The organism is Nonomuraea aridisoli (genome assembly GCF_003236395.1).
In the GTDB taxonomy this organism is placed as follows: domain Bacteria; phylum Actinomycetota; class Actinomycetes; order Streptosporangiales; family Streptosporangiaceae; genus Nonomuraea; species Nonomuraea aridisoli.
The window spans coordinates 1-18,961 of record NZ_POUD01000182.1 but is presented as its reverse complement, the minus strand read 5'-3'; the positions used below and the strand labels follow the sequence as shown (position 1 = coordinate 18,961).

The 18,961-nt window shown below is 73.7% G+C and carries 18 protein-coding genes and 1 pseudogene; 9 read left to right on the top strand and 10 right to left on the bottom strand.

Features of this window, described 5'->3' with window-relative positions:
• The coding region (locus C1J01_RS32565; RefSeq protein ID WP_235854821.1) for a hypothetical protein at positions 1–64 on the bottom strand (64 nt) is incomplete at its 3' end.
• Positions 65–82: 18 nt separating this feature from the next.
• On the opposite strand from C1J01_RS32565, the pseudogene C1J01_RS32560 reads away from it, so the two are divergent.
• Positions 83–367, top strand: a pseudogene (locus C1J01_RS32560) (bifunctional 3'-5' exonuclease/DNA polymerase); the annotation flags it as partial.
• Between the two features lie 18 nt (positions 368–385).
• Here C1J01_RS32560 and C1J01_RS32555 read toward each other — a convergent pair.
• The 9 genes from C1J01_RS32555 to C1J01_RS32515 form a co-directional block, all read right to left on the bottom strand.
• Entirely contained in the window at positions 386–1,582 is a 1,197-nt protein-coding gene (locus C1J01_RS32555; RefSeq protein WP_111182801.1) for an FAD-dependent monooxygenase, read from the bottom strand.
• 69 nt (positions 1,583–1,651) lie between these two features.
• Positions 1,652–2,929 carry an MFS transporter gene (locus C1J01_RS32550; RefSeq protein ID WP_235854820.1) on the bottom strand — a complete coding sequence of 426 codons (1,278 nt, stop codon included), beginning with the start codon at positions 2,927–2,929 and terminating at the stop codon, positions 1,652–1,654.
• Positions 2,930–3,016: 87 nt separating this feature from the next.
• Positions 3,017–3,832 (bottom strand): MOSC domain-containing protein, encoded by an 816-nt coding sequence (locus C1J01_RS32545; RefSeq protein ID WP_111182800.1) that lies wholly within the window; start codon positions 3,830–3,832, stop codon positions 3,017–3,019.
• Positions 3,829–5,022 carry a Cmx/CmrA family chloramphenicol efflux MFS transporter gene (locus C1J01_RS32540; protein ID WP_111182799.1) on the bottom strand — a complete coding sequence of 398 codons (1,194 nt, stop codon included), beginning with the start codon at positions 5,020–5,022 and terminating at the stop codon, positions 3,829–3,831. Before C1J01_RS32540 ends, C1J01_RS32545 begins: the two co-directional genes overlap by 4 nt.
• 59 nt (positions 5,023–5,081) lie before the next feature.
• Positions 5,082–5,654, bottom strand: coding sequence for a TetR/AcrR family transcriptional regulator (locus tag C1J01_RS32535; RefSeq protein WP_111182798.1), 573 nt, complete (start codon positions 5,652–5,654; stop codon positions 5,082–5,084).
• A gap of 36 nt (positions 5,655–5,690) precedes the next feature.
• On the bottom strand, positions 5,691–7,838 hold the full coding sequence (locus tag C1J01_RS51460) for a serine/threonine protein kinase (protein WP_235854819.1): 2,148 nt from the start codon (positions 7,836–7,838) through the stop codon (positions 5,691–5,693).
• Positions 7,839–7,981: 143 nt separating this feature from the next.
• Positions 7,982–9,385, bottom strand: a complete 1,404-nt coding sequence (locus C1J01_RS32525) for a YlbE family protein (protein WP_235854818.1) — start codon at positions 9,383–9,385, stop codon at positions 7,982–7,984.
• Entirely contained in the window at positions 9,382–10,731 is a 1,350-nt protein-coding gene (locus C1J01_RS32520) for an AllF/FdrA family protein (RefSeq protein ID WP_111182797.1), read from the bottom strand. The genes C1J01_RS32525 and C1J01_RS32520 overlap by 4 nt, the downstream gene beginning before the upstream one ends.
• Positions 10,724–11,632: an oxamate carbamoyltransferase subunit AllH family protein gene (locus C1J01_RS32515; RefSeq protein ID WP_111182796.1), complete on the bottom strand. Its 909-nt coding sequence runs from the start codon at positions 11,630–11,632 to the stop codon at positions 10,724–10,726. Before C1J01_RS32515 ends, C1J01_RS32520 begins: the two co-directional genes overlap by 8 nt.
• Positions 11,633–11,762: 130 nt before the next feature.
• On the opposite strand from C1J01_RS32515, the gene C1J01_RS32510 reads away from it, so the two are divergent.
• From C1J01_RS32510 to C1J01_RS32475, 8 genes are all read left to right on the top strand, one after another.
• Positions 11,763–13,400 carry a PucR family transcriptional regulator gene (locus tag C1J01_RS32510; RefSeq protein ID WP_111182795.1) on the top strand — a complete coding sequence of 546 codons (1,638 nt, stop codon included), beginning with the start codon at positions 11,763–11,765 and terminating at the stop codon, positions 13,398–13,400.
• A gap of 93 nt (positions 13,401–13,493) precedes the next feature.
• On the top strand, positions 13,494–14,027 hold the full coding sequence (locus tag C1J01_RS32505; RefSeq protein ID WP_111182794.1) for a GNAT family N-acetyltransferase: 534 nt from the start codon (positions 13,494–13,496) through the stop codon (positions 14,025–14,027).
• A gap of 74 nt (positions 14,028–14,101) precedes the next feature.
• Positions 14,102–14,305: an RNA-binding S4 domain-containing protein gene (locus C1J01_RS32500; protein WP_111182793.1), complete on the top strand. Its 204-nt coding sequence runs from the start codon at positions 14,102–14,104 to the stop codon at positions 14,303–14,305.
• Positions 14,306–14,404: 99 nt separating this feature from the next.
• Positions 14,405–15,727, top strand: a complete 1,323-nt coding sequence (locus C1J01_RS32495; RefSeq protein ID WP_111182802.1) for a uracil-xanthine permease family protein — start codon at positions 14,405–14,407, stop codon at positions 15,725–15,727.
• Positions 15,728–15,867: 140 nt separating this feature from the next.
• Positions 15,868–17,352, top strand: a complete 1,485-nt coding sequence (locus C1J01_RS32490) for a uracil-xanthine permease family protein (RefSeq protein ID WP_111182792.1) — start codon at positions 15,868–15,870, stop codon at positions 17,350–17,352.
• Positions 17,349–18,212, top strand: coding sequence for an FAD binding domain-containing protein (locus C1J01_RS32485; protein WP_111182791.1), 864 nt, complete (start codon positions 17,349–17,351; stop codon positions 18,210–18,212). Before C1J01_RS32490 ends, C1J01_RS32485 begins: the two co-directional genes overlap by 4 nt.
• Positions 18,202–18,681, top strand: a complete 480-nt coding sequence (locus C1J01_RS32480; RefSeq protein ID WP_111182790.1) for a (2Fe-2S)-binding protein — start codon at positions 18,202–18,204, stop codon at positions 18,679–18,681. The genes C1J01_RS32485 and C1J01_RS32480 overlap by 11 nt, the downstream gene beginning before the upstream one ends.
• Positions 18,682–18,751: 70 nt before the next feature.
• A partial coding sequence (locus C1J01_RS32475) for a hypothetical protein (RefSeq protein WP_146615803.1) occupies positions 18,752–18,961 on the top strand: 210 nt, incomplete at its 3' end.

Below are 18,961 nucleotides of genomic sequence, written 5' to 3'. Positions count from 1 at the left end.
CCTCGGGGAAGTCGGCGTCGTCGAGGATGACGTTGGCGGACTTGCCGCCGAGCTCCAGCGTCACCCGTTTGACGGTCTGCGACGCGACCGCGGGCGCTTCACCCGCAACTTCGTCGTGCAGGGCACGGCCGCGGAGTGGGCGCTGGCGCTGCTGGCGGTGCTGCGCGGGCTGCTGCCGGAGCCGGCCCGGCTGGTGTTTTTCCAGCACGACGAGGTGATGGTGCACTGCCCGCTGGAGCAGGCCGAAGAGGTGATCGCCGCGGTGTCGCGGGCGGCGGCCGAGGCGAGCCGCCTGCTGTTCGGCTCCACGCCGGTGCGCTTCCCGATGGAAGCCGTCGCCGTCGGCTCCTACGCCGACGCCAAATGACCCCGTGAGCCGCCGGCCTCAGCGGGGCTCCGGGTAGTGGGGAAGGTCGATCCTCTCGGCGGGGTGCCGCGGGAACAGCGCGCTCGCCCGGTGCACGGCTTCGCGCACGGGCGGGCTCGTGGCCAGGCGCAGCGCGGCTCGCAGGGTACGCACGCCGAGCCGTGATCGTGGGTGGGCGATCCGGGGAAAGCCCGGCACGAGTCTCTGCGCGTTGTGCGCGTAGGGGCGCATCAGGGCCTCGTAACGGGCGAACGCGGTGCGGTGGTCGGCGGCGGTGAGCAGCTCGCCGGCCAGGATGTAGGCGCCGGTGAGGGCGAGGGTGGTGCCCATGCCGCTGAGAGGGGACGCGCAGTAGGCGGCGTCGCCGACGAGTGCGACGCGTCCCCTGCTCCACGACGCGAGCCGGATCTGGCCGACCGCCTCGAAGTAGAACGGCGAGGCGTCGATCGCGTCGAGGACGCGTGGGGTCTCCCATCCGGCGTCCTGGAAGAGGCGGCGCAGCAGGCGCGCCTGGTCCGCGGGCGGCAGGTCGGCCGGTCCCGGCGCGCCGCTCAGGAAGGACAGCGCCGCGCGCATCGTGCCGTGAGGGTCGGGCCGCAGCATGACCGCGCGGCCACCGCCGGGGTGGTACCAACGCCACCGGTCGGTGTCGGCGGCGATCCGGGGCACGGTGGTGTAGGCCAGGCACAGGCCGAGATACCGTGGCGCGGCGTCCGGGAAGATCAGGCGGCGGGTGCGGGAGGTCATCCCTTCGGCGACGACCACGAGGTCGAAGCTCTCGCGGGCTCCGCCGGCGAAGTGGACGTCGACCTCTTTGGAGCGTTCCACGAGCCCGGTGATCTCGTCCCCGAACACGTACCGCGAGCAGTGGGCCGTCCGCCGGTACAACAGCCGCGCCAGGTCGCCGCGCAGGATCTCCACCTCGGCGGTCAGCCCGCCCGAGTCGTCGTGGCCCTTCGGCAGGTAGGCCACGCACCTGCCGTCCTCGTCCACGAACTCCGTGCCCGTCTCGCCCGTGCCGGCGGCCTTCACCTCGTCCTCCAGGCCCATGCGGCGGATGACCTCGCGGCCGGCGCCGCGGATGTCGATGTTCTGGCCGGTGTCGCGCAGGCGGTCGAAGCGCTCGACGACCGTGACCTCCCAGCCGCCACGGCCGAGCCAGTACGCCAGCGCCGGACCCGCGACGCTCGCCCCCGTGACCAGAACCCCCGGCATGACCACTCACTTCCGCCCCGTGCGTGCGACGACACGCCTGCCCAGGAATGCCGCGGCCTACCGCCGGGCTCAGCGGGTCGCGGGGATGGAACGGGGGCGGGTGAGGGCCAGCCAGAGGCCGGCGGCGGCGACCATGAGGCCGACGACGAGGCCGAGGGTGGGGTAGCCGAGGACGCCCACGATGGCGCCGGCGACGACCGTGCCGGTGGCGCCGCAGACGTTCATGAGCAGGTCGGACAGGCCCTGGACGGCGGGGCGGCGGTCGAGGGCGACCGACTCCGTGACCAGCGCCGAGCCGGCCACCAGGCCGCACGACCAGCCCAGCCCGAGCAGCACCAGCGCCGCCGTCACCTGCCACACCCGGTGTCCGGCCGTGCCGGCCAGGACGGCGGAGGCGAGCAGCAGGGCCGAGCCGAGCAGCAGCACCGGCACCTTGCCCGCCTTGTCGGCCAGCCATCCGACGACCGGCGACAACACGTACATGCCGGCGATGTGCAGGCTGATCACGAGGCCGATGACGTCGAGGTTCGAGCCGTCGTGGTGGAGCTTGACGGGGGTCATCGACATGACGGACACCATCGCCGTGTGGCTGACCGCGATCATGACGAGCGCGCGGCGGGCCGTCGGGGTGGTACGCAGGACCTGCCAGGCGGTACGGATCGTCCGCTGGTGCCCGGGCCGGGCGTCCTGGGCGCCGTTCTGGGAGCGGGCGAGCGTGAGCGGGTCGGGCCGCAGCAGGACCAGCACCACGGCCAGCGCCAGGGCGAAGGCCAGCGCCGCGAACGCGAACGGCCCCGCCGTCTCCACCATGCCCAGCCGCGTGCCGATCTGGTCGGCGGGCTTGGCCAGGTTCGGCCCGGCCACCGAGCCGATCGTGGAGGCCCACACGACCAGCGACAGGTGACGGGCGGAACGGCCGCGGGGCGACAGGTCGGTGGCGGCGTAGCGGGCGGCCAGGCTGCCCGCGCTGCCGCCGCCGACCAGCACGAGCCCGGCCAGCAGCAGCGGCCAGGCGTGCAGGGTGATCGCCAGCACCGAGATCGCCGAGCCGGTCAGCGCCGCCCCGTACGCCAGCGACAGCCCGGCGCGGCGCCCGCCGCTGCCGGACGCCCTGGCGGTCGGCAGGGCGAGTAACGCCGCGCCCAGCACGGTCGCCGTGCCCGCGAAGCCGCTGATCACCGTGGAGCCCGACAGCCGGTCCACCACGACGGAGCTGAGGGCGAGCCCGACGGCCACGCCCACGCCCCCCACGATCTGCGCCGCGGACAACACCGCCAGCGTGCGCCGCTGGACGGCACGGATCCGGTCAGGGGACGAGACCGCGGTCTTCTCGGGGGCACTGGTCACTGGTGAAGTTTCCCATAGCCCCCAACATCGCCCCAAAGAGGATCGCAGGCTTTTTTTACGTAGAAATCCCGCCTTTTCGCGACATTTCTAGAGGACAACCACTGGATCCCCCTGCGCGATCCGCCCCGGCCCGTCCGGGATCAGGTTGATGCCGAACCACACCTTGCCGTCCCGCTTCCGGTGACGGGAGAGCGTCCTGATGGGCTCCTTGCCCTTGGTGTACGTCGCCGTGTCGACCGTGGTCAGCACACACCGGTCGCACCCCTTGGTCACCCGGAAGACCACCTCGCCGATGCGCACCCGCTTCCACTCGTCCTCGGCGAACGGCTCCACCGCCCCCTCGACCACCACGTTCGGCCGGAACCGGCGCATCGGCAGCGGCTCGGGCGGCTCCTCGCCGCGTTCGAGCGCGGTCTCGGCGATCCAGTCGCGCAGCCGGTCGAGCGAGGCGGTCGAGGTGAGCAGCAGTGGATAGGCGTCGGCCAGGCTCACCCGGTCGTCCGGCCGTCCGTACGCCGGATCGACCGGCCGGCGGGTCGGGTCGTCCAGCCACTTCAGCCTGAGCGGCTGACCCGCCAGCGCCGACAACCACGCGGCGGCCTCGTCGCCGCAGTCGGTGAGCTCCACCGGATCGCCCCAGACGTCCACCGTGGAGCGGGCCGTGCCGGGCACGATCCGCAGCGGCTCGGCGTGCGGGCCGGTGAGCGTGAGCACCTCCTCGTCGAGCACGGGGACGCAGGCCAGCAGGCGCGGCTCCTCGCGCGCGGTGAGGATGTCGCCGGCGGCGTCGGTGATGAGGTAGCGCCGGTCGCCGGCCAGCCCCCATGGCTGGACCTCGGCCTCCGGCACGTCATGCCCGGCCGCCGACTTGACGGGGTAGACGGAGATGCTCGCCAGCTTCATAGGGCTGACGTTATCTCACGGATTTCGGGTACGGCCGGACTCGTCCTGCCGTTCAGGAACGCCGCCAGCGCCACCGCCGCCAGGGCGGTCACGCCGAGCGCGGCGCCGATCCAGGCCACCGACGGGTAGCCGAGCCCCGCGTCGATGGCCAGGCCGCCCAGCCAGGGGCCGGCGGTGATGCCGACGTTGAAGGACGAGACGTTCACCGCGGCGGCCAGCGTGGGCGCGTCGTGGGCCAGGGACAGGGGGCGTGCGTTCAGCGCGGGGTTGGTGCCGAAGCCGAACGCGCCCAGCAGGAAGACCAGCGGCACGGCCAGCACGGCGAGGTGCGCGGAGGCCCCCAGCGCCGCCGAGGTCAGCACGAGCCCGGCCACCCCGGCGGCCAGGACGGCGAACGGCCGGGCGTCGGCGATCCGGCCGCCGAGGGTGATGCCGATCAGCGAGCCCACCCCGTACAGCGCGAGGACGGCCGGCACCCAGGCGGCGTCCAGCCCGGTCACCTCGGCCAGCAGCGGGCTCAGGTAGCTGAAGGAGGCGAGCAGTGCGCTCGTGGTCAGCGCGGTGGTGACGTACGCGAGCCAGAGCGGCGGCCGGGCCATGGCGCGCAGCTCGGCCGGCACGCTCGGCGCGGCCGCGGCCCCCGGCCGCCCGCCCGGGACGGTGGCCAGCACGCCCACGGCGGCCAGCACCGACATCCCGGCGACCAGCCAGAACGCGGCGCGCCAGCCGAGGTGCTGGCCGATGACCGTGCCGCCGGACAGGCCGATCACGGAGGCCACGGTCAGCCCGCCGGCCAGCACGCTCATCGCCTTGGCCCGGGAGCCCGCCGGCACCAGCCCGACCGCCGTGCCGGCCGCCACGGCCCAGAAGCCGGCGTAGACGAACGCCCCCGCGACGCGCGTGGCGAACAACACGGCGTAGCTGGAGGTGAGCGCGCCCGCGACGTGCGTCAGCGCGAACAACCCGAGGAACGCCGTCAGCACCGTACGGCGCGGCAACCGCAATGTGGCGACGGCCAGCACCGGCGCCCCCACCAGCATGCCGATCGCGAACGCCGAGATCAGCAGCCCCGCGTCCGGCACCGACACCCTCAGATCGGCGGCCATCTCGGGCAGCAGCCCGGCCGGCATGAGCTCGGAGGTGCCCTGGGCGAAGATCGCAAGACCCAGGATGTAGACCGCCAACGGCATGGCGGACCCCTTTCACGTCAGTTTTAGATTGATCAGTACAAAATCAGGGCACGAAAAACTCAGAAGGCGCCCAGCGCGACGTTCGCGATCGATTCGAGGGCGGACCGGTCGGCGCCGCCGCGCGCGCTCACGCGCAGCCCGCCGACGGTCGCGCTGACGAAGCGCGCCAGCGCGAGCGGGTCCTTGTCGGGGGCGAGCTCGCCCCGGGCGTGGGCGCGCTCCAGGGCCGCCCGCATGATCTCGACCCGCCGCTCGCCGTCGCGCCGCACCAGCTCGGCGATCTCGCCGTCGCGCGGGCCCAGCTCGACCGCCGTGTTGACGACCAGGCAGCCGGGAGGGTCGGCCGGGTCGGCGTCGACCGCCCACCACAACACCGTGCGCACCTTCTCCCGGATCGGCAGGTCGCTCTCCATCACCTCGGCGAGGCGGGCGTTGCGCTGGCCGGTGTAGCGCCGCAGCGCCTTGACGAACAGCTCGCGCTTGCCGACGAAGGTGTTGTAGATGCTGCTGCGCCCGAGCCCGGTGGCCGCGCACAGGTCCTGCGTCGAGGTGGCCTCGTAACCCGCGTTCCAGAACGCGCGCATGGCCGCCTCGAGCGCATGGTCCTCTTCGAACGTCCGCGGTCGCGCCATGCCGTCACGCTACCGTTTTGGAACGATCGGTGCAATTCAGTCGATCCGCTGGAAGGTATCGAGGAACACCTTGCGGGTCTCCGCCTGGTCGTCCCACTTCAGCTCCGGCAGGTCGAACGTGATCGTGAACGCGGCGTCGTCCATGGTGGCGTACCTGACGAGCGCGTGCATGGGGACGCCGTTGGCGGTGGTGTAGGTGTACTCCCAGTCGGCGGCCTTGTCGCCCCGGTAGTCGACGGCCTGCAGCTGCACCTGGATGTAGCTTTCCAGGCCGCCCTCGGCCTCCTTCTTGGTCAGCGCCGCCACCCCGCCGTCGGACTGCGGCGTGGCCTTCTCGACCATGATCCGCATGCCGGAGTCCTTGGGCCCGTCGAACGTCGTCACGTCGCCGGACTCCGCCGGCGTCCACTCGTCCGGCAGCGCGGCGGCGAACCCGGGCCCGGTGTGCTCCTTGTAGCCCTCGGGCACGGCGGACGGCTCCGTCCCGGCCGTGGCGGTCTCGGTGGCGGTGCCGGAGGTGAGGTTCGCGGCCTGGGGCGCCTCCTCCGAGCCGCCGACCAGGAACAGGATCACGGCGCTCACGACGACCGCCGCCGCGGCCACGGCGCTGATGATCGCGATGGGCTTGGGCCGCCCCTCGCGGGCCCAGAAGCCGTCGTCCTCGTCCGCCCGGCGCCGGCTCCTGCCCGTGCGCGGCGCGGCGTCCGGCAGCGAGGTCAGCCGGCTGCCGGTCGTCTCCTGCGAGTCGCGCGGGTTCCCCGAGTCGCGTGACAGGTCGCGGGACTGCTCGCGCAGGGCGTCGGGCGTGGCCAGCGGCCACGGGGTCGCGCCCGAGGTGCGGCTGTCGGAGGTCAGCGGCAGGATCGGCTGGGGCCGGGGGCCGGAGCCGTCCAGGTCGTCGCCGAGGTCGCGCCCGGTCGGCGCGCCCAGCGGCGGCTGCGGGCCCGAGTCGTACGCGCGGTGCCCCCCGGACGTGCTCGCCGGCGGCTCGGACGGCATCGGGTAACCGCCGGACGTGCTCGCGTAGCCGCCCGACGTGCTACCCGGCCGGTCGGACGGCATCGGGTAACCACCGGAGGTGCTTCCCTGCCGGTCGGAGGGCGGCGGATAACCGCCCGGCGTGGTGCCCGGACGCTCGGCGGGCATCGTGTACGCGCCCGAGTCGTACGGCAGCCGCACCGGCCCCGACGGCGTCTCCACGATCCGCGAGGGCATCGGCCCCGACGGGGTCTCCAGCGGCGGCAGCAGCCCGGCGGGCGTCGGGTCGGAGCGGCTGGGCAGCGTCTCGGGCGTGCGCGGCCGGGCCGAGCCGTGCGCGCGCAGCACCTCCTCCAGCATCGTGGAGACCTGCTCGGACGTCAGCCGCTCGGCCGGGTTCTTGCGCAGCAGGCCCTCGATGACCGGGAGTAACGCGCCGGCCCGCTGCGGCCTGATCGGATCCTGGGTGATCACCGCGCCGAGCACCGCCACCGGGTCGGGCCCCTCGTACGGCGGCCGCCCCTCGACGGCCGCGTACAGCGTGGCCCCGAACGACCACAGGTCGGCCGCCTGCGAGATCTGCTGCCCGGACAGCCGCTCCGGCGGGATGTACGCGGGCGACCCCATGAGCAGGCCGGTCTGCGTGATGTTCACGTCGCCCTCGATGGCCGCGATGCCGAAGTCGGTCAGCACCACCCGGTCGGCCGTCAGCAGCACGTTCCCGGGCTTGACGTCGCGGTGCAGGATGCCGGCCGCGTGCGCGTGCCGCAGCGCGTCGATCACCCGGATGCCGATCTCGGCGGCCTGCACCACGGGCAGCGGCCCGCTCTGGCGCACGGCCTGCTCCAGCGACCAGGCGCGGACCAGCTCCATCACGATCCACGGGCGGCCGTCCTCCTCGACCACGTCGTGGACGGTCACGATGCCCGGGTGCTGCAGCCGCGCGGCCGATCGGGCCTCGCGCAACATCCGCCGGTGCGCCACCTGCATGCCCGCCCGGTCCAGCCCGTACGGGAGGATCAGCTCCTTCACCGCCACGTCGCGGTCGAGCAGCACGTCGTGCGCGTGCCAGACCATCCCCATGCCGCCCCGGCCGACGGGCGACATCAGCCGGTAGCGCCTGCCTATCAGGCGTCCCTGGCCCTGCGGCGCGCCCCCGCTGCCGCCCTCCGGGCCGGTCCCGCTGAGCAAGCGGTCGGCTGCCATGTATCCGTCCCCCATTACCTCATCCGTCACGTGCGTCAACGCGCTACTTGCAGAATATGAGGTTCGTTACGATATCGGCGGTGATTCGGCAAGGGAAGCTGAGGTCCGCTTTCCACCAGCTTGACCTGGTGTTATCACGCTATTCAGAATTGATCACTTACTGATTCCGCCAATGTGAGCAATACGCTCGTGAACGCCTCGACAGGTGGCTCCACCAGGCCCGCTCCGACTTGGCCCGTTCCAGCCACCCGTCCCGCGATGCCGGTGTTGACCACGGGAAGCAGGCCGGTTCTGGCGACCAGAGTGACGTCGATCCCGACCGGCGTGCCGCGGAATCCGAGGGCCGGAATCTGGTAGGCGGGGTGCTCGGCGAGCGTGATCTCGTACATCGACCGGGTGGCCCGCACCGCGTCGGCCACCTCGCCGCCGACGAACCGCACGATCGCCGGCGCCGCCGCCATCGCGAAGCCGCCGAGGCCCGCCGTCTCGGTGATCGTGGAGTCGCCGATGTCGGGGTTGGCGTCGCCGGGGCCGTACGAGCCGAGGTAGAGCCCGTCGGGCACGCCCGCCGGTCCGGTGAACCAGCGACCGCCGAGGCCCGACACCTGCACCCCGAAGTCGGTGCCGTTGCGCGCCATGGCGACGACCAGGGACGAGCCGGGCTCGTCGCGGGCGGCGTCCGCGCTGACCTTGGCCGCGGCCATGCCGGCGTTGAGGAAGAAGTGGTCGTTGCCGTCGATGAAGCGCAGCACCGCGGCCGCGTGCTCGGCGGCGGTCTCCACCAGCGCGGGGGCCAGCACGCGCAGCAGGAGCGAGGTGGCCGCGCGGTTGCGGTTGTGCAGCTCGTCGCCCATCTGCAGGGCCTGCGCCATCAGCGCCCGCAGGTCGATCGGGCCCGTGCGCCGCAGCGCCCCCGCCAGCGCCGGGCCGAGCACCTCGTCCATCCAGCGCAGCCGCTCCAGCACCTGCGGCCCGTACGCGCCGTAGCGCAGGACCCTGCCCAGGCCCTCGTTCAGCGAGCAGTACGCGGTGCCGCCGTGCTCGGCGTCGTCCACCTCGAACAACCACATCGACGGGCTCACCACGCCCGCCATCGGGCCGACGGCGGCGTGCTCGTGACAGGGGCGCAGCTCGACGGCCCCCGCGGCCAGCCGGTCTGCGGCCTCGTGCTCGTCGCCGGCCAGGCCCTCCAGCAACATCGCGCCGACCAGCGCGCCGCGCATCGGCCCTGAGGCGCGCTCCCAGGTGATGGGCGGCCCCGCGTGCAGGAACGTCCCCGCGGGCAGCACCTCGGAGGCCCGGCGCACGCCCGTCAGGTGCGGCCGGGCCGACAGGAGCCGGCCCACCGCGCGTTCGTTGGCGGCCTGACGGCGCGGGTCGGCGAGCACCGTGGCCAGGGCCTCGGCGGTGCCGGGCAGCGGGGGACGCCAGTCGACCGGGGTCGTGCGGACGGCCTGCGCGCGCAGCGCCTCGTCCAGCAGCCCCGCCCCCACGGTGATCACGTGCGGCGGCGCGTCCAGCAGGGCGGTCTTGGGGAGTGGCGTCACAGCAGGCTCCTGGCGTGGCGGGCGGCCTGGGCGTTGGAGGTGAAGACCGCCGCGCCCGCCTCGCGGAAGGCGGCGGCCTGGCGGTGCAGGTCCTGCGGGTCGCCGTCGGTGCCGATCAGGGCGACGACGACGGTCGCCGGGGTGCGGGCGACGGCGTGGGCGAGGGAGGCGGCCGGGTCGGGGTCGGCGCCGTGGCCGAGGACGACGTCCATGAGCACCACGTCGGTCTCCGCGGCCGCGGCCAGCGCCTCCACGCGCAACGTCGGGTCGATCATCGGGTGCGCGCGGCCGCGGGTGTAGGCGTCGTCGCCGTAGTCCACGATGTCGCGGGAGCCGGTGATCAGGGCGGCCTCGGTGGCGAGCGTGCCGCCGGAGTAGACGCCCCTGATCCGCTCGGCCGCCGGGCGCGCCCGGTGCCAGGCGGGCCAGGACGGCCACTCGGGCACCGGCCGGCCGAGCAGCCGCAGCGCCTGCTCGGCCGCCTCGGTCAGGTCGGGCCCGCCCTCGCGCAGCATCGCCGGCACCACCGGCGTGCGCAGCGGCAACTCGCGCACCGCCCGCGCCACCTCGGGGGCGGGCGGCTTGGAGACGAGCACGATCAGCTCGGTGGCGGGGTCGTCGTCCAGCATGCGCAGCGCCCGCATCGTGGACAGGCCGCCGACCTCGGCCGACAGATCGCGTCCGCCCACGCCCAGCACGTGGCTGACGCCGACGCCCGCCCGGTCGAGCAGGCACGTCACCTGCTGCGCGCCGGTGCCGGAGGCGGCGACCACGCCGGCGGGGCCGGGGGTGAGCACGTTCGCGAAGCCCAGGCCGGCGCCGGCGATGACGGCGGTGCCGCAGTCGGGGCCCATCACGAGCACGTCCCTGGCCTCGGCCAGCTCCTTCAGCTGCCGCTCCCGCTCCACCGGCACGCCGTCGCTGAAGATCATCACCGGCAGCCCGGCCTCGACGGCGTCGTACGCCTCCAGGAACGCGTACTCGCCGGGGGTCGAGACGAGCACGAGGCCGGCGTCCGCCGCGGCGGCGGCCGAGCGGGTGGTGCGCGGCGGCTGCTCCCGCGCTGCGGCCTGCGGCCGGTGGGCGGTGGCGAGCTGGCGTTCGGCCTCCTCGACGGCGGCGCCGGGGTCGTGCGCGCGCACCGCGACGAGCAGATCGCCGGGGCCCGCCTCCGGGACGGTGAAGCCCAGCTCGCGCAGGATCGTGACGTTGAGCTCGGTGCCCATCGCGACCATGGCCGCCTCGACGCCGGGCAGGCCGGACAGGGCGCGGCTGACCCGCATGAGCGCGACCGAGTCGTGGTACGCCCCCCGCCGCACGACCACGGCCGCCGGGGTGTCACTCATGCGTTCCTCCCAGAGCCGGGGCGCCGCTCGCCGCTTTCCTCCCGGGCGGGCGGGGGTCGCCGAGGGCGAGGACCGCGGTGACGCCGATGGCGATGCCCTGGGCCAGGTCGGAGCCGGAGGTGTGGCCGAGCCGGTGCAGGCGGCGCAGCGCCGGCCGCAGCGCCTGCCGGCCGGCGAGGCCGCGCAGCACCGCGGTCACCTCCGGGCTGGCCGCGCCGTGCGCCGCGCAGTGCAGGAGCGTGGCCGAGATCGGCGTCGTACGGGTGCGCGCGTCGTACGTGACGGTCGCCGCGAGCCATCCGGCCAGCCGCACCGCCCGCTCCGCGCCCGTCGCCGCGCCGAGGTGCCGCAGCGTCACCAGCAGCCCGGCCAGCACGTCGTCGCCGCTCGGCGTCAGCCCGGGCCCGAGACCGACGAGCTGCTCGGCCGCGGTCACCGCGCCCAGCAGCCAGCCCTCCGCGCAACTGCTCGCGAGCAGCCCGACCGTGCCGTTCCCGGCCAGTCCCGGGTTCGGCGGGTCGGTCAGCGGGGCGGCGGCGCCGGCGAGCGCGGCCGGGTCCAGCGGCCCCAGCGGCGGCGCCGGATCCCACCAGCGGCGTACGCCGAGGGTCAGCGGCCCCACCTCGACCACCCGGTCGCCCACCGAGGCGTCGTCGCCCACCGCGACGGGCGGCAGCGGCGCTCCCAGTAGCACGGAGTTGGGCAGCCGGACGGCCTCGCCCGTGATGACGGCGATCACCGAGGGCTCCAGGTCGGTCCTGACCTCCAGGTACACCCCTTGCGGGAACACCGCGAGCACGCGGGCGGGACGGCGCTGCGCCTCCAGGACGGGTCGTACCGCCACGCTGGCCGCGCCCGTGACGCGGACGCGGGCACGCCGCGCATGAGTACCGACGGTCAACGGACCTCCCCAACCGACCTTGGACCTGACCGTAGAACGGTCCGCGAACCCTCCGTACGGAGAAATTTGCCAACAGTCAGCGGGAAGGTTGGCTCTTCCTGACAGACGACATCGGCGTCACAATCAGCCCATGGAGCCCCCCATCCGCCTCTCCAGCACCGGCACGATCATCCACGGCGTGTCCGTCGGGGAGGTGCTCGGCGTCTCGTCGCTTGCGCAGGCCCGGCTGATCGCGGGGGAGGGCGGGCTGAGCCGCATCGTGCAGCGGCTGAACGTGATGGAGGTGCCCGACGTCCTCGCCTGGGTCAAGCCGCACGAGCTGCTGCTCACCACCGGCTACCCGCTGCGCAACACGCCCCAGTCGCTCGGCAGGCTGGTCGCCGACCTCGACGAGCGCGGACTCGCCGCGCTGGCGATCAAACTCGGCCGGTACGTGGACGAGCTGCCCGCCGAGATGGTGGCGCAGGCCGACCGGCTCGGGTTCCCGCTCATCCTGCTGCCCAACGACGTCGGCTTCGACGACATCCTCAACCAGGTGCTGACCGACATCCTCAACCGCCAGGCCGCCGTGCTGGCCAGGGCCGAGGAGGCGCACCGGGCGCTGGTGCACGTGGTGCTGGCCGGGGGCGGGCTGCACGAGGTCGCCGCCGAGGTGGCGCAGCTGCTCGACGTGGCGGTGGCGGCCGTGGACGGCTCGGGCCGGGTGCTGGCCGGCGCCGGCCCGGCCGAGCACGTCGCCGTCCTGCGTGAGTCGATCTCCCACGAAGGCCCGCCTCCGTCGCACGGCTCCGAGGACCGCGACGACGAGCCCGTGCGGCAGCCCGCGAGGCGGGGGCGGGTGTTCGCGTCGGCGCCCGTGCTGGCCGGAGGGCACCACCACGGCCGGATCGTCGCCTACAGCCCGTCGGGGACGATCGGCGACGGCGACGTCGGCATCCTGGAGCGGGCCGCCACCGTCGCCGCGCTCGTCATCACCCGGCAGGAGGCGGTCAACGCCGTCGAGAGCAAGTACCGCGCCGACTTCCTGCGCGACGTGCTCACCGGCCGGGCCGGCACCGCGGAGCGGGTCACCGCGCGGGCGAGCGCGTTCGGGTGGGACCTGGCGCGGCCGGTGACCGTGCTGGTGGCCGAGCTCGACCCCGTCGGCGACGAGCGCAGCGCCCAGGATCGGCTGGTGGCGAGCTGGACGGCCGCGATCAGGCGGCACGACCCGCGCGGCGCGGTGGCCGGGTTCTCGCACGAGGTGGTGGCCGTCGTGGACGCCGGCGTCGACGGCGCCCGCCTGGCCAAGGACGCCGCCGCCGCGTTCGCCGACGTGCCGCCCGCCACGTTCTCCACCGGCGCCTCGCGGCCCTGCCCGGGGGCGGAGACGCTGCCGGAGGCGTACGCGCAGGCGCTCAAGGCGGCCAGGGTCGGCCGCCAGTTGCACGGCTCCGGCGCGGTGGCCCACTTCGACCAGCTCGGCGTCTACCGGCTGCTGTCCCTGGTCAGCGACACCGACGAGCTGCACGCGTTCGTCCGCGAGACGCTCGGCCCGCTGGCCGGTGACGACGACGCCGACCACGCCGACCTGCGCCGCACCCTCCAGGTGCTGCTGGAGACGAACCTCAACGTGGCCGAGACGGCCCGCCGCCTGCACTTCCACTACAACACCCTGCGCTACCGCATCGGCAAGCTGGAGCGCATGCTCGGCTCCTTCACCGAGGACCCGCACCTGAGGCTCAACCTGACCCTGGCCCTGCACGTGCTGCGCATGCGGGGCATCTAGCGCGGTGACCACGTAGGTCCGCCGAGCCGGCGGCGTGCCGGGCTCCGGCCGGTGGGTTGATCACCGCCGAGCCCTGCTGATTAGCTGGCCGGCATGACTGAGCTCGGACCCGTCGCCTGGCCCACTGAACCGATCCGGACCGAGAGGCTCGTGCTGCGTGAGTCCGAGGCCCGGGACCGTTCGGCGTTCATCGAGCTGCTGGCCTCGCCGGAGGTGCACACCTACCTCGGCGGCCCCCGGCCGCGTGACGAGCGCGAGATGCCCGAGGCGCCCGAGCGGCGGCCCGGGAGTTTCGTCGTCGAGCTCGACGGGGCGATGATCGGCCAGGTCCTGCTCAGGAGGGCGACCGGGCACCGTCGCCCGGCCGCCGTGGGGAAGGCCGATCTCGGTTACCTGTTCCTGCCGCGGGCGTGGGGATCCGGCTACGCCACCGAGGCGTGCGCGGCGGCACTCGACTGGTTCGACGGCGTCCTTCCCGGCGAGCCGGTGGTGCTCACCACCCAGACCGCCAACGTCGGCTCGATGCGCCTCGCGGCCAAGCTGGGGTTCACCGAGGTGGAACGGTTCCATGCCTGGGACGCCGAGCAGTGGCTCGGCCTGCGGCCCCCGGTCACGCCGTCCGCTTGAGCCCGCCCGGGCCTGGCCGGTGTGGTCGCGGCGGTGGCGGCGAGTCCATGTGGTGGCAGCACTAGGGTGAGCGGGTGGACTTCGAACTGAGCTCCGACTACATCCCGCTGTGCGACCTGCTGAAATACTGCGGCGTCACCGAGACCGGCGGCATGGCCAAGCAGCTCGTCGCCGCCGGCATGGTGCTGGTCGACGGCGAGGTCGAGCTGCGCAAGACGGCGAAGATCAGGGCCGGTCAGGTCGTCAGCGGAGAGGGCTTCTCCATCAGCGTGCGGTGATCCCCGCGCGCGGAGCATCCCGCACGAGGCTCTATTGTGCTCTGCGACATATCAAGGGGCACGACCCCGCTGGTCAGGCGGGGAGACAGAGGTGTGGGCGTGGCGTTGGGATGGAAGCTGCACGGCGACGGGAAGCACCTGACGCCCGGTGAGGTGGTCAAGCCGGACGAGCGGCTGAGCTGGCCCCGGATGGTCGGGATCGGAGCCCAGCACGTCATCGCGATGTTCGGGGCGACCTTCGTCTTCCCGCTCGTCATGGGGCTCGACGCCAACCTCGCCGTGATGATGTCCGGCGTCGCGACGATCCTCTTCCTGCTCATCGTGAAGGGCAAGGTGCCCAGCTACGTGGGCTCCAGCGCCTCGTTCGTGGGGGCCGTGGCCGCGATCAGGGCGGCCGGGGGCGGCGACGCCACCGTCACCGGCGCGCTGCTCGCCGTCGGCGTCGTGCTCGCGCTGTGCGGGTACGCCATCCACCGGCTCGGCGTCGGCATCCTGCACAAGGTCTTCCCGCCCGTCGTCACCGGCGGTGTGGTGATGCTCATCGGGTTCGGCATGGCGTACGTCGCGGCCGACGTCTACTGGCCGAAGGACCCGTGGGTGGCGCTGCTGACGATGGCGGCCACGTTCGTGTTCATCGGGTTGTTCCGCGGCTTCCTCGGCCGCATCGGCGTGCTGCTCGGGCTGGTCTTCGGCTTCCTGCTGTCGTGGGCGTGGGACCTGCTCGGCGGCCCGATCACCGCGCCCGACGACACCGGCCGGATCACCGAGCACTTCCGCGTCGACCTGCAGGCCGTGGCGCAGGCCGACTGGATCGGCCTGCCGTCCTTCCACGGCCCCGTGTTCGAGGCCTCGGCGATCGTGCTCGTGCTGCCCGTGGTGATCGCCCTCATCGCCGAGAACGTCGGCCACGTCAAGGCCGTGGGCGAGATGACCGGCAACGACGTCGACGCCTACATTGGCCGGGCGGTGATGGCCGACGGCGTCGGCACCGTCGTGGCCACCTCCGTCGGCGGCCCCGCCACCACCACCTACGCCGAGAACATCGGCGTCATGGCGGCCACCAAGGTCTACTCGACGGCCGCGTACTACGTCGCCGCCGTCATCGCGATCCTGTTCGGGCTCTGCCCCAAGTTCGGCGCGCTCATCGCGGCCACCCCCGACGGCGTGCTCGGCGGCGTGACGACCATCCTGTACGGCATGATCGGCCTGCTCGGCGCCCGCATCTGGATCGAGAACCGGGTCGACATGGCCTCGCCGGTGAACCTGGTGCCCATCGGCGCCGGCATCATCTGCGCCATCGGGCCGGTCGCGTTCCCCGTCACCGGCACGTTCTCGCTCAGCGGCATCGCGCTCGGCACGATCGTCCTGCTGGCCGGATACCACCTGCTGCGCGCCGCCCGGCGGGAGACGGTCGTGCACTAGCCGCCCTCACACGGGGCCGATCTTGGTGTGCGCGAGGTTCTCTCTGACCGGCGGGTCAGATTTGGCAGATCATGCCCGTGTGGGCGCGTGCCGCCGGGCCTAATGTGCCCGCAACGGAACGTGCCGCCGAGAGGGCTCTCATGGTTGCAGGGTGGACCAAGCACGGTGACGGCAAGCACCTGGCTCCCGACGAGGTGGTCAGGCCCGACGAGCGGCTGAGCTGGCCCCGCATGGTGGGCTTCGGCGCGCAGCACGTGATCGCGATGTTCGGCGCGACGTTCGTCTTCCCCCTGGTGATGGGGCTCGACCCGAACGTGGCCGTGATGATGTCCGGCGTCGCGACGATCCTCTTCCTGCTCATCGTGAAGGGGAAGGTGCCCAGCTACCTGGGCACCAGCGCCTCGTTCGTGGGCGGCGTGTTCGCCATCAGGGCGGCGGCGGGCGGCGACACCGCGGGCGCGGACGCCGTCGTGACGGGCGCGATCCTGGTCGCCGGGTTCGTGCTGGCGCTGGCCGGCCTCGCCATCCACTTCCTCGGCGTGCAGATCATCCACCGCATCTTCCCGCCCGTCGTCACCGGCGCGGTCGTGATGCTCATCGGGTTCGGGCTGGCGTACGTGGTGGCGGACGTCTACTGGGGGCAGGACCAGTGGGTCGCGCTCGTCACGATGCTCGTCACGTTCGTGGTGATCGTGCTGTTCAAGGGGTTCATCGGGCGGATCGGCGTGCTCGTCGGGCTGGTCGCCGGGTTCGTCCTGTCGTGGGTGCTGGACCGGACGGCCGGGCCGATCACCTCCGTGCTGCCCGGGGCCAACCTGCGCGACGCGGCCGGCAACCCCTGCACGGCCGAGGGCACGTACTGCGTGGCGACGCCGTTCCCGCACGAGCGGGTGAGCTTCGACTCCGTGGCCTCCGCACCCTGGTTCGGGCTGCCGGACTTCCACGCGCCCGACTTCCGCACCTCCGCCGTGCTGCTGGTGCTGCCCGCGGTGATCGCGCTCATCGCCGAGAACATCGGCCACGTCAAGGCCGTGGGGGAGATGACCGGCGCCGACGTGGACCCGTACGTGGGCCGCGCCGTCATCGCCGACGGCGCCGCCACCATGGTCACCAGCGCCGTCGGCGGCTCGCCCACCACCACCTACGCCGAGAACATCGGCGTCATGGCCGCCACCAAGGTCTACTCGACGGCCGCGTACTACATCGCGGCGATGATCGCGATCCTGTTCGGGCTCTGCCCCAAGTTCGGCGCGCTGGTCGCGGCCACCCCCGGCGGCGTGCTCGGCGGCGTCACCGTGATCCTCTACGGCATGATCGGCTTGCTCGGCGCCAAGATCTGGATCGAGAACAGAGTGAACTTCGCCGACCCGGTGAACATGGTTCCCATCGGAGCGGGCATCATCCTCGCCATCGGACCTGTGACGCACTTCGTCGGCGGAGACTTCCCGCTGGAGGGCATCGCGCTCGGCACCGTCGTGGTGCTGGGCGGATACCACCTGCTGCGCGCCATCGCCGGGCGCACCCCCGAGCCGGCCGCGACCGGGACCGGGAGCAGTGCCGGGAACAGCACCGGGAGCAGCACAGAGAGCAGTGCCGAGAGCAGTGCCGGGAGCAGTGCCGGGTGAAGCCGCCGCCGTTCGACTACCACGCGCCCCGCGACCTCGGCGAGGCGTTGCGGACGCTCGCGGCGGTGCGCGGGAAGGTGCTGGCCGGCGGGCAGAGCCTCATCCCCATGCTCAACATGCGCCTGGCCGCGCCCGGCCACCTGGTGGACATCAACCGGGTGGCCGGGCTCGACGCCCTGGAGCGCTCCGGTGACGGCGTCCTGGTCGGCGCGACCGTCCGGCACGCGGACGCCGAGCGCGCCGAGGTCCACCCGCTGCTCACCCGGGCGCTCAAGCTGGTCGCCCACCCGGTGATCCGCAACCGCGGCACCGTCGTGGGCAGCCTCGTGCACGCCGACCCGGCCGCCGAGCTGCCCGCCGTGCTCGCCGTCCTGGACGGCCGCGTACGGCTGGCCCGCTGGGACGGCGGCGTGCGCGTCCGCGAGGTGCGCGCCCGCGACTTCTTCACCGGCCCCATGGAGTCGGCGGTCGAGCCGGGCGAGCTGGCCGTCTCGGCGTTCTTCCCCGCGCTGCCTGCGGGCGGCGGGAGCGCCTTCCTGGAGGTCGCGCGCCGGCACGGCGACTACGCGCTGGCCGGGGTCTGCGCCGTGGTCACCGTGGACGGCGGCCTGGTGACCGCCGCCCGCGCCGCCTGCGTCGGCGTCGGGCCCGTGCCCGTCGTGGTGGACGTGGGCGAGGCGTGCGCTGGGCGGGCGCCCGAGGAGGCCGGCTGGGCGGGCGCGGCGGCGCTCGTCCGCGACGCGGCCCAGCCCGAGGACGACATCCACGCCTCCGCCGCCTACCGCCGTCACCTGGTGGGCGTGCTGGCCGAGCGGGCGCTGTGCGACGCGGCGCGGGAAGGGGCGGCTCGTGGAGCATGAGATCACCCTGATCGTGAACGGCGCCGCCCGGCGGGTCCGCGTGCCCGCGCGGCGGCTGCTGTCCGACTGCCTGCGGCACGACCTCGGCCTCACCGGCACCCACGTCGGCTGCGAGCACGGCGTCTGCGGCTGCTGCACCGTGCTGTTGGAGGGCCGGCCGGTGCGCTCGTGCCTGACGTTCGCGGTGACCGTGGACGGCGCCGAGATCACCACCGTGGAGGGCCTCGCGCCCGGGGACGGCCGGCTGTCGCCGGTGCAGCGCGCCTTCGCCGAGTGCCACGGGCTGCAGTGCGGCTTCTGCACGCCGGGCTTCCTGTGCACGGTGACCGCCCTGCTGGCGGAGAACCCGGCGCCGACGGAGGAGGAGGTGCTGGAGGGCATCTCGGGCAACCTGTGCCGCTGCACCGGCTACCAGAACATCATCAAGGCCGTCCACCGCGCCGCCGAACTGCTGGCGGAGGAATCATGAGAGAGAGACGGCCGTCCAGGCGGCGGCGCGGGGCGGGGCCGGTCCGCGAGCCCGTGCGGGGGGAGGCGGCATGACGACGCGGTTGTTCGGCGAGCCGGTGCAGCGGCGGGAGGATCCGCGGCTGCTCACCGGTCAGGGCCGCTACCTCGACGACCTGGGCCGCGACGCGCTGGCGGCGGCGTTCGTGCGCTCGCCGCACGCGCACGCCCGCATCCGCGACGTCGACGTCACGGCCGCCCTCGACGTCGAGGGGCTCGTCGCGATCTACACCTGGGAGGAC

Coding starts and splice junctions, on each gene's coding strand:
- C1J01_RS32555 (WP_111182801.1), bottom strand. CDS start 1,582: ATGCCGGGGGTTCTGGTCACGGGGGCGAGCGTCGCGGGTCCGGCGCTG.
- C1J01_RS32545 (WP_111182800.1), bottom strand. CDS start 3,832: ATGAAGCTGGCGAGCATCTCCGTCTACCCCGTCAAGTCGGCGGCCGGG.
- C1J01_RS32540 (WP_111182799.1), bottom strand. CDS start 5,022: ATGCCGTTGGCGGTCTACATCCTGGGTCTTGCGATCTTCGCCCAGGGC.
- C1J01_RS32535 (WP_111182798.1), bottom strand. CDS start 5,654: ATGGCGCGACCGCGGACGTTCGAAGAGGACCATGCGCTCGAGGCGGCC.
- C1J01_RS51460 (WP_235854819.1), bottom strand. CDS start 7,838: ATGGCAGCCGACCGCTTGCTCAGCGGGACCGGCCCGGAGGGCGGCAGC.
- C1J01_RS32520 (WP_111182797.1), bottom strand. CDS start 10,731: ATGAGTGACACCCCGGCGGCCGTGGTCGTGCGGCGGGGGGCGTACCAC.
- C1J01_RS32510 (WP_111182795.1), top strand. CDS start 11,763: ATGGAGCCCCCCATCCGCCTCTCCAGCACCGGCACGATCATCCACGGC.
- C1J01_RS32505 (WP_111182794.1), top strand. CDS start 13,494: ATGACTGAGCTCGGACCCGTCGCCTGGCCCACTGAACCGATCCGGACC.
- C1J01_RS32490 (WP_111182792.1), top strand. CDS start 15,868: ATGGTTGCAGGGTGGACCAAGCACGGTGACGGCAAGCACCTGGCTCCC.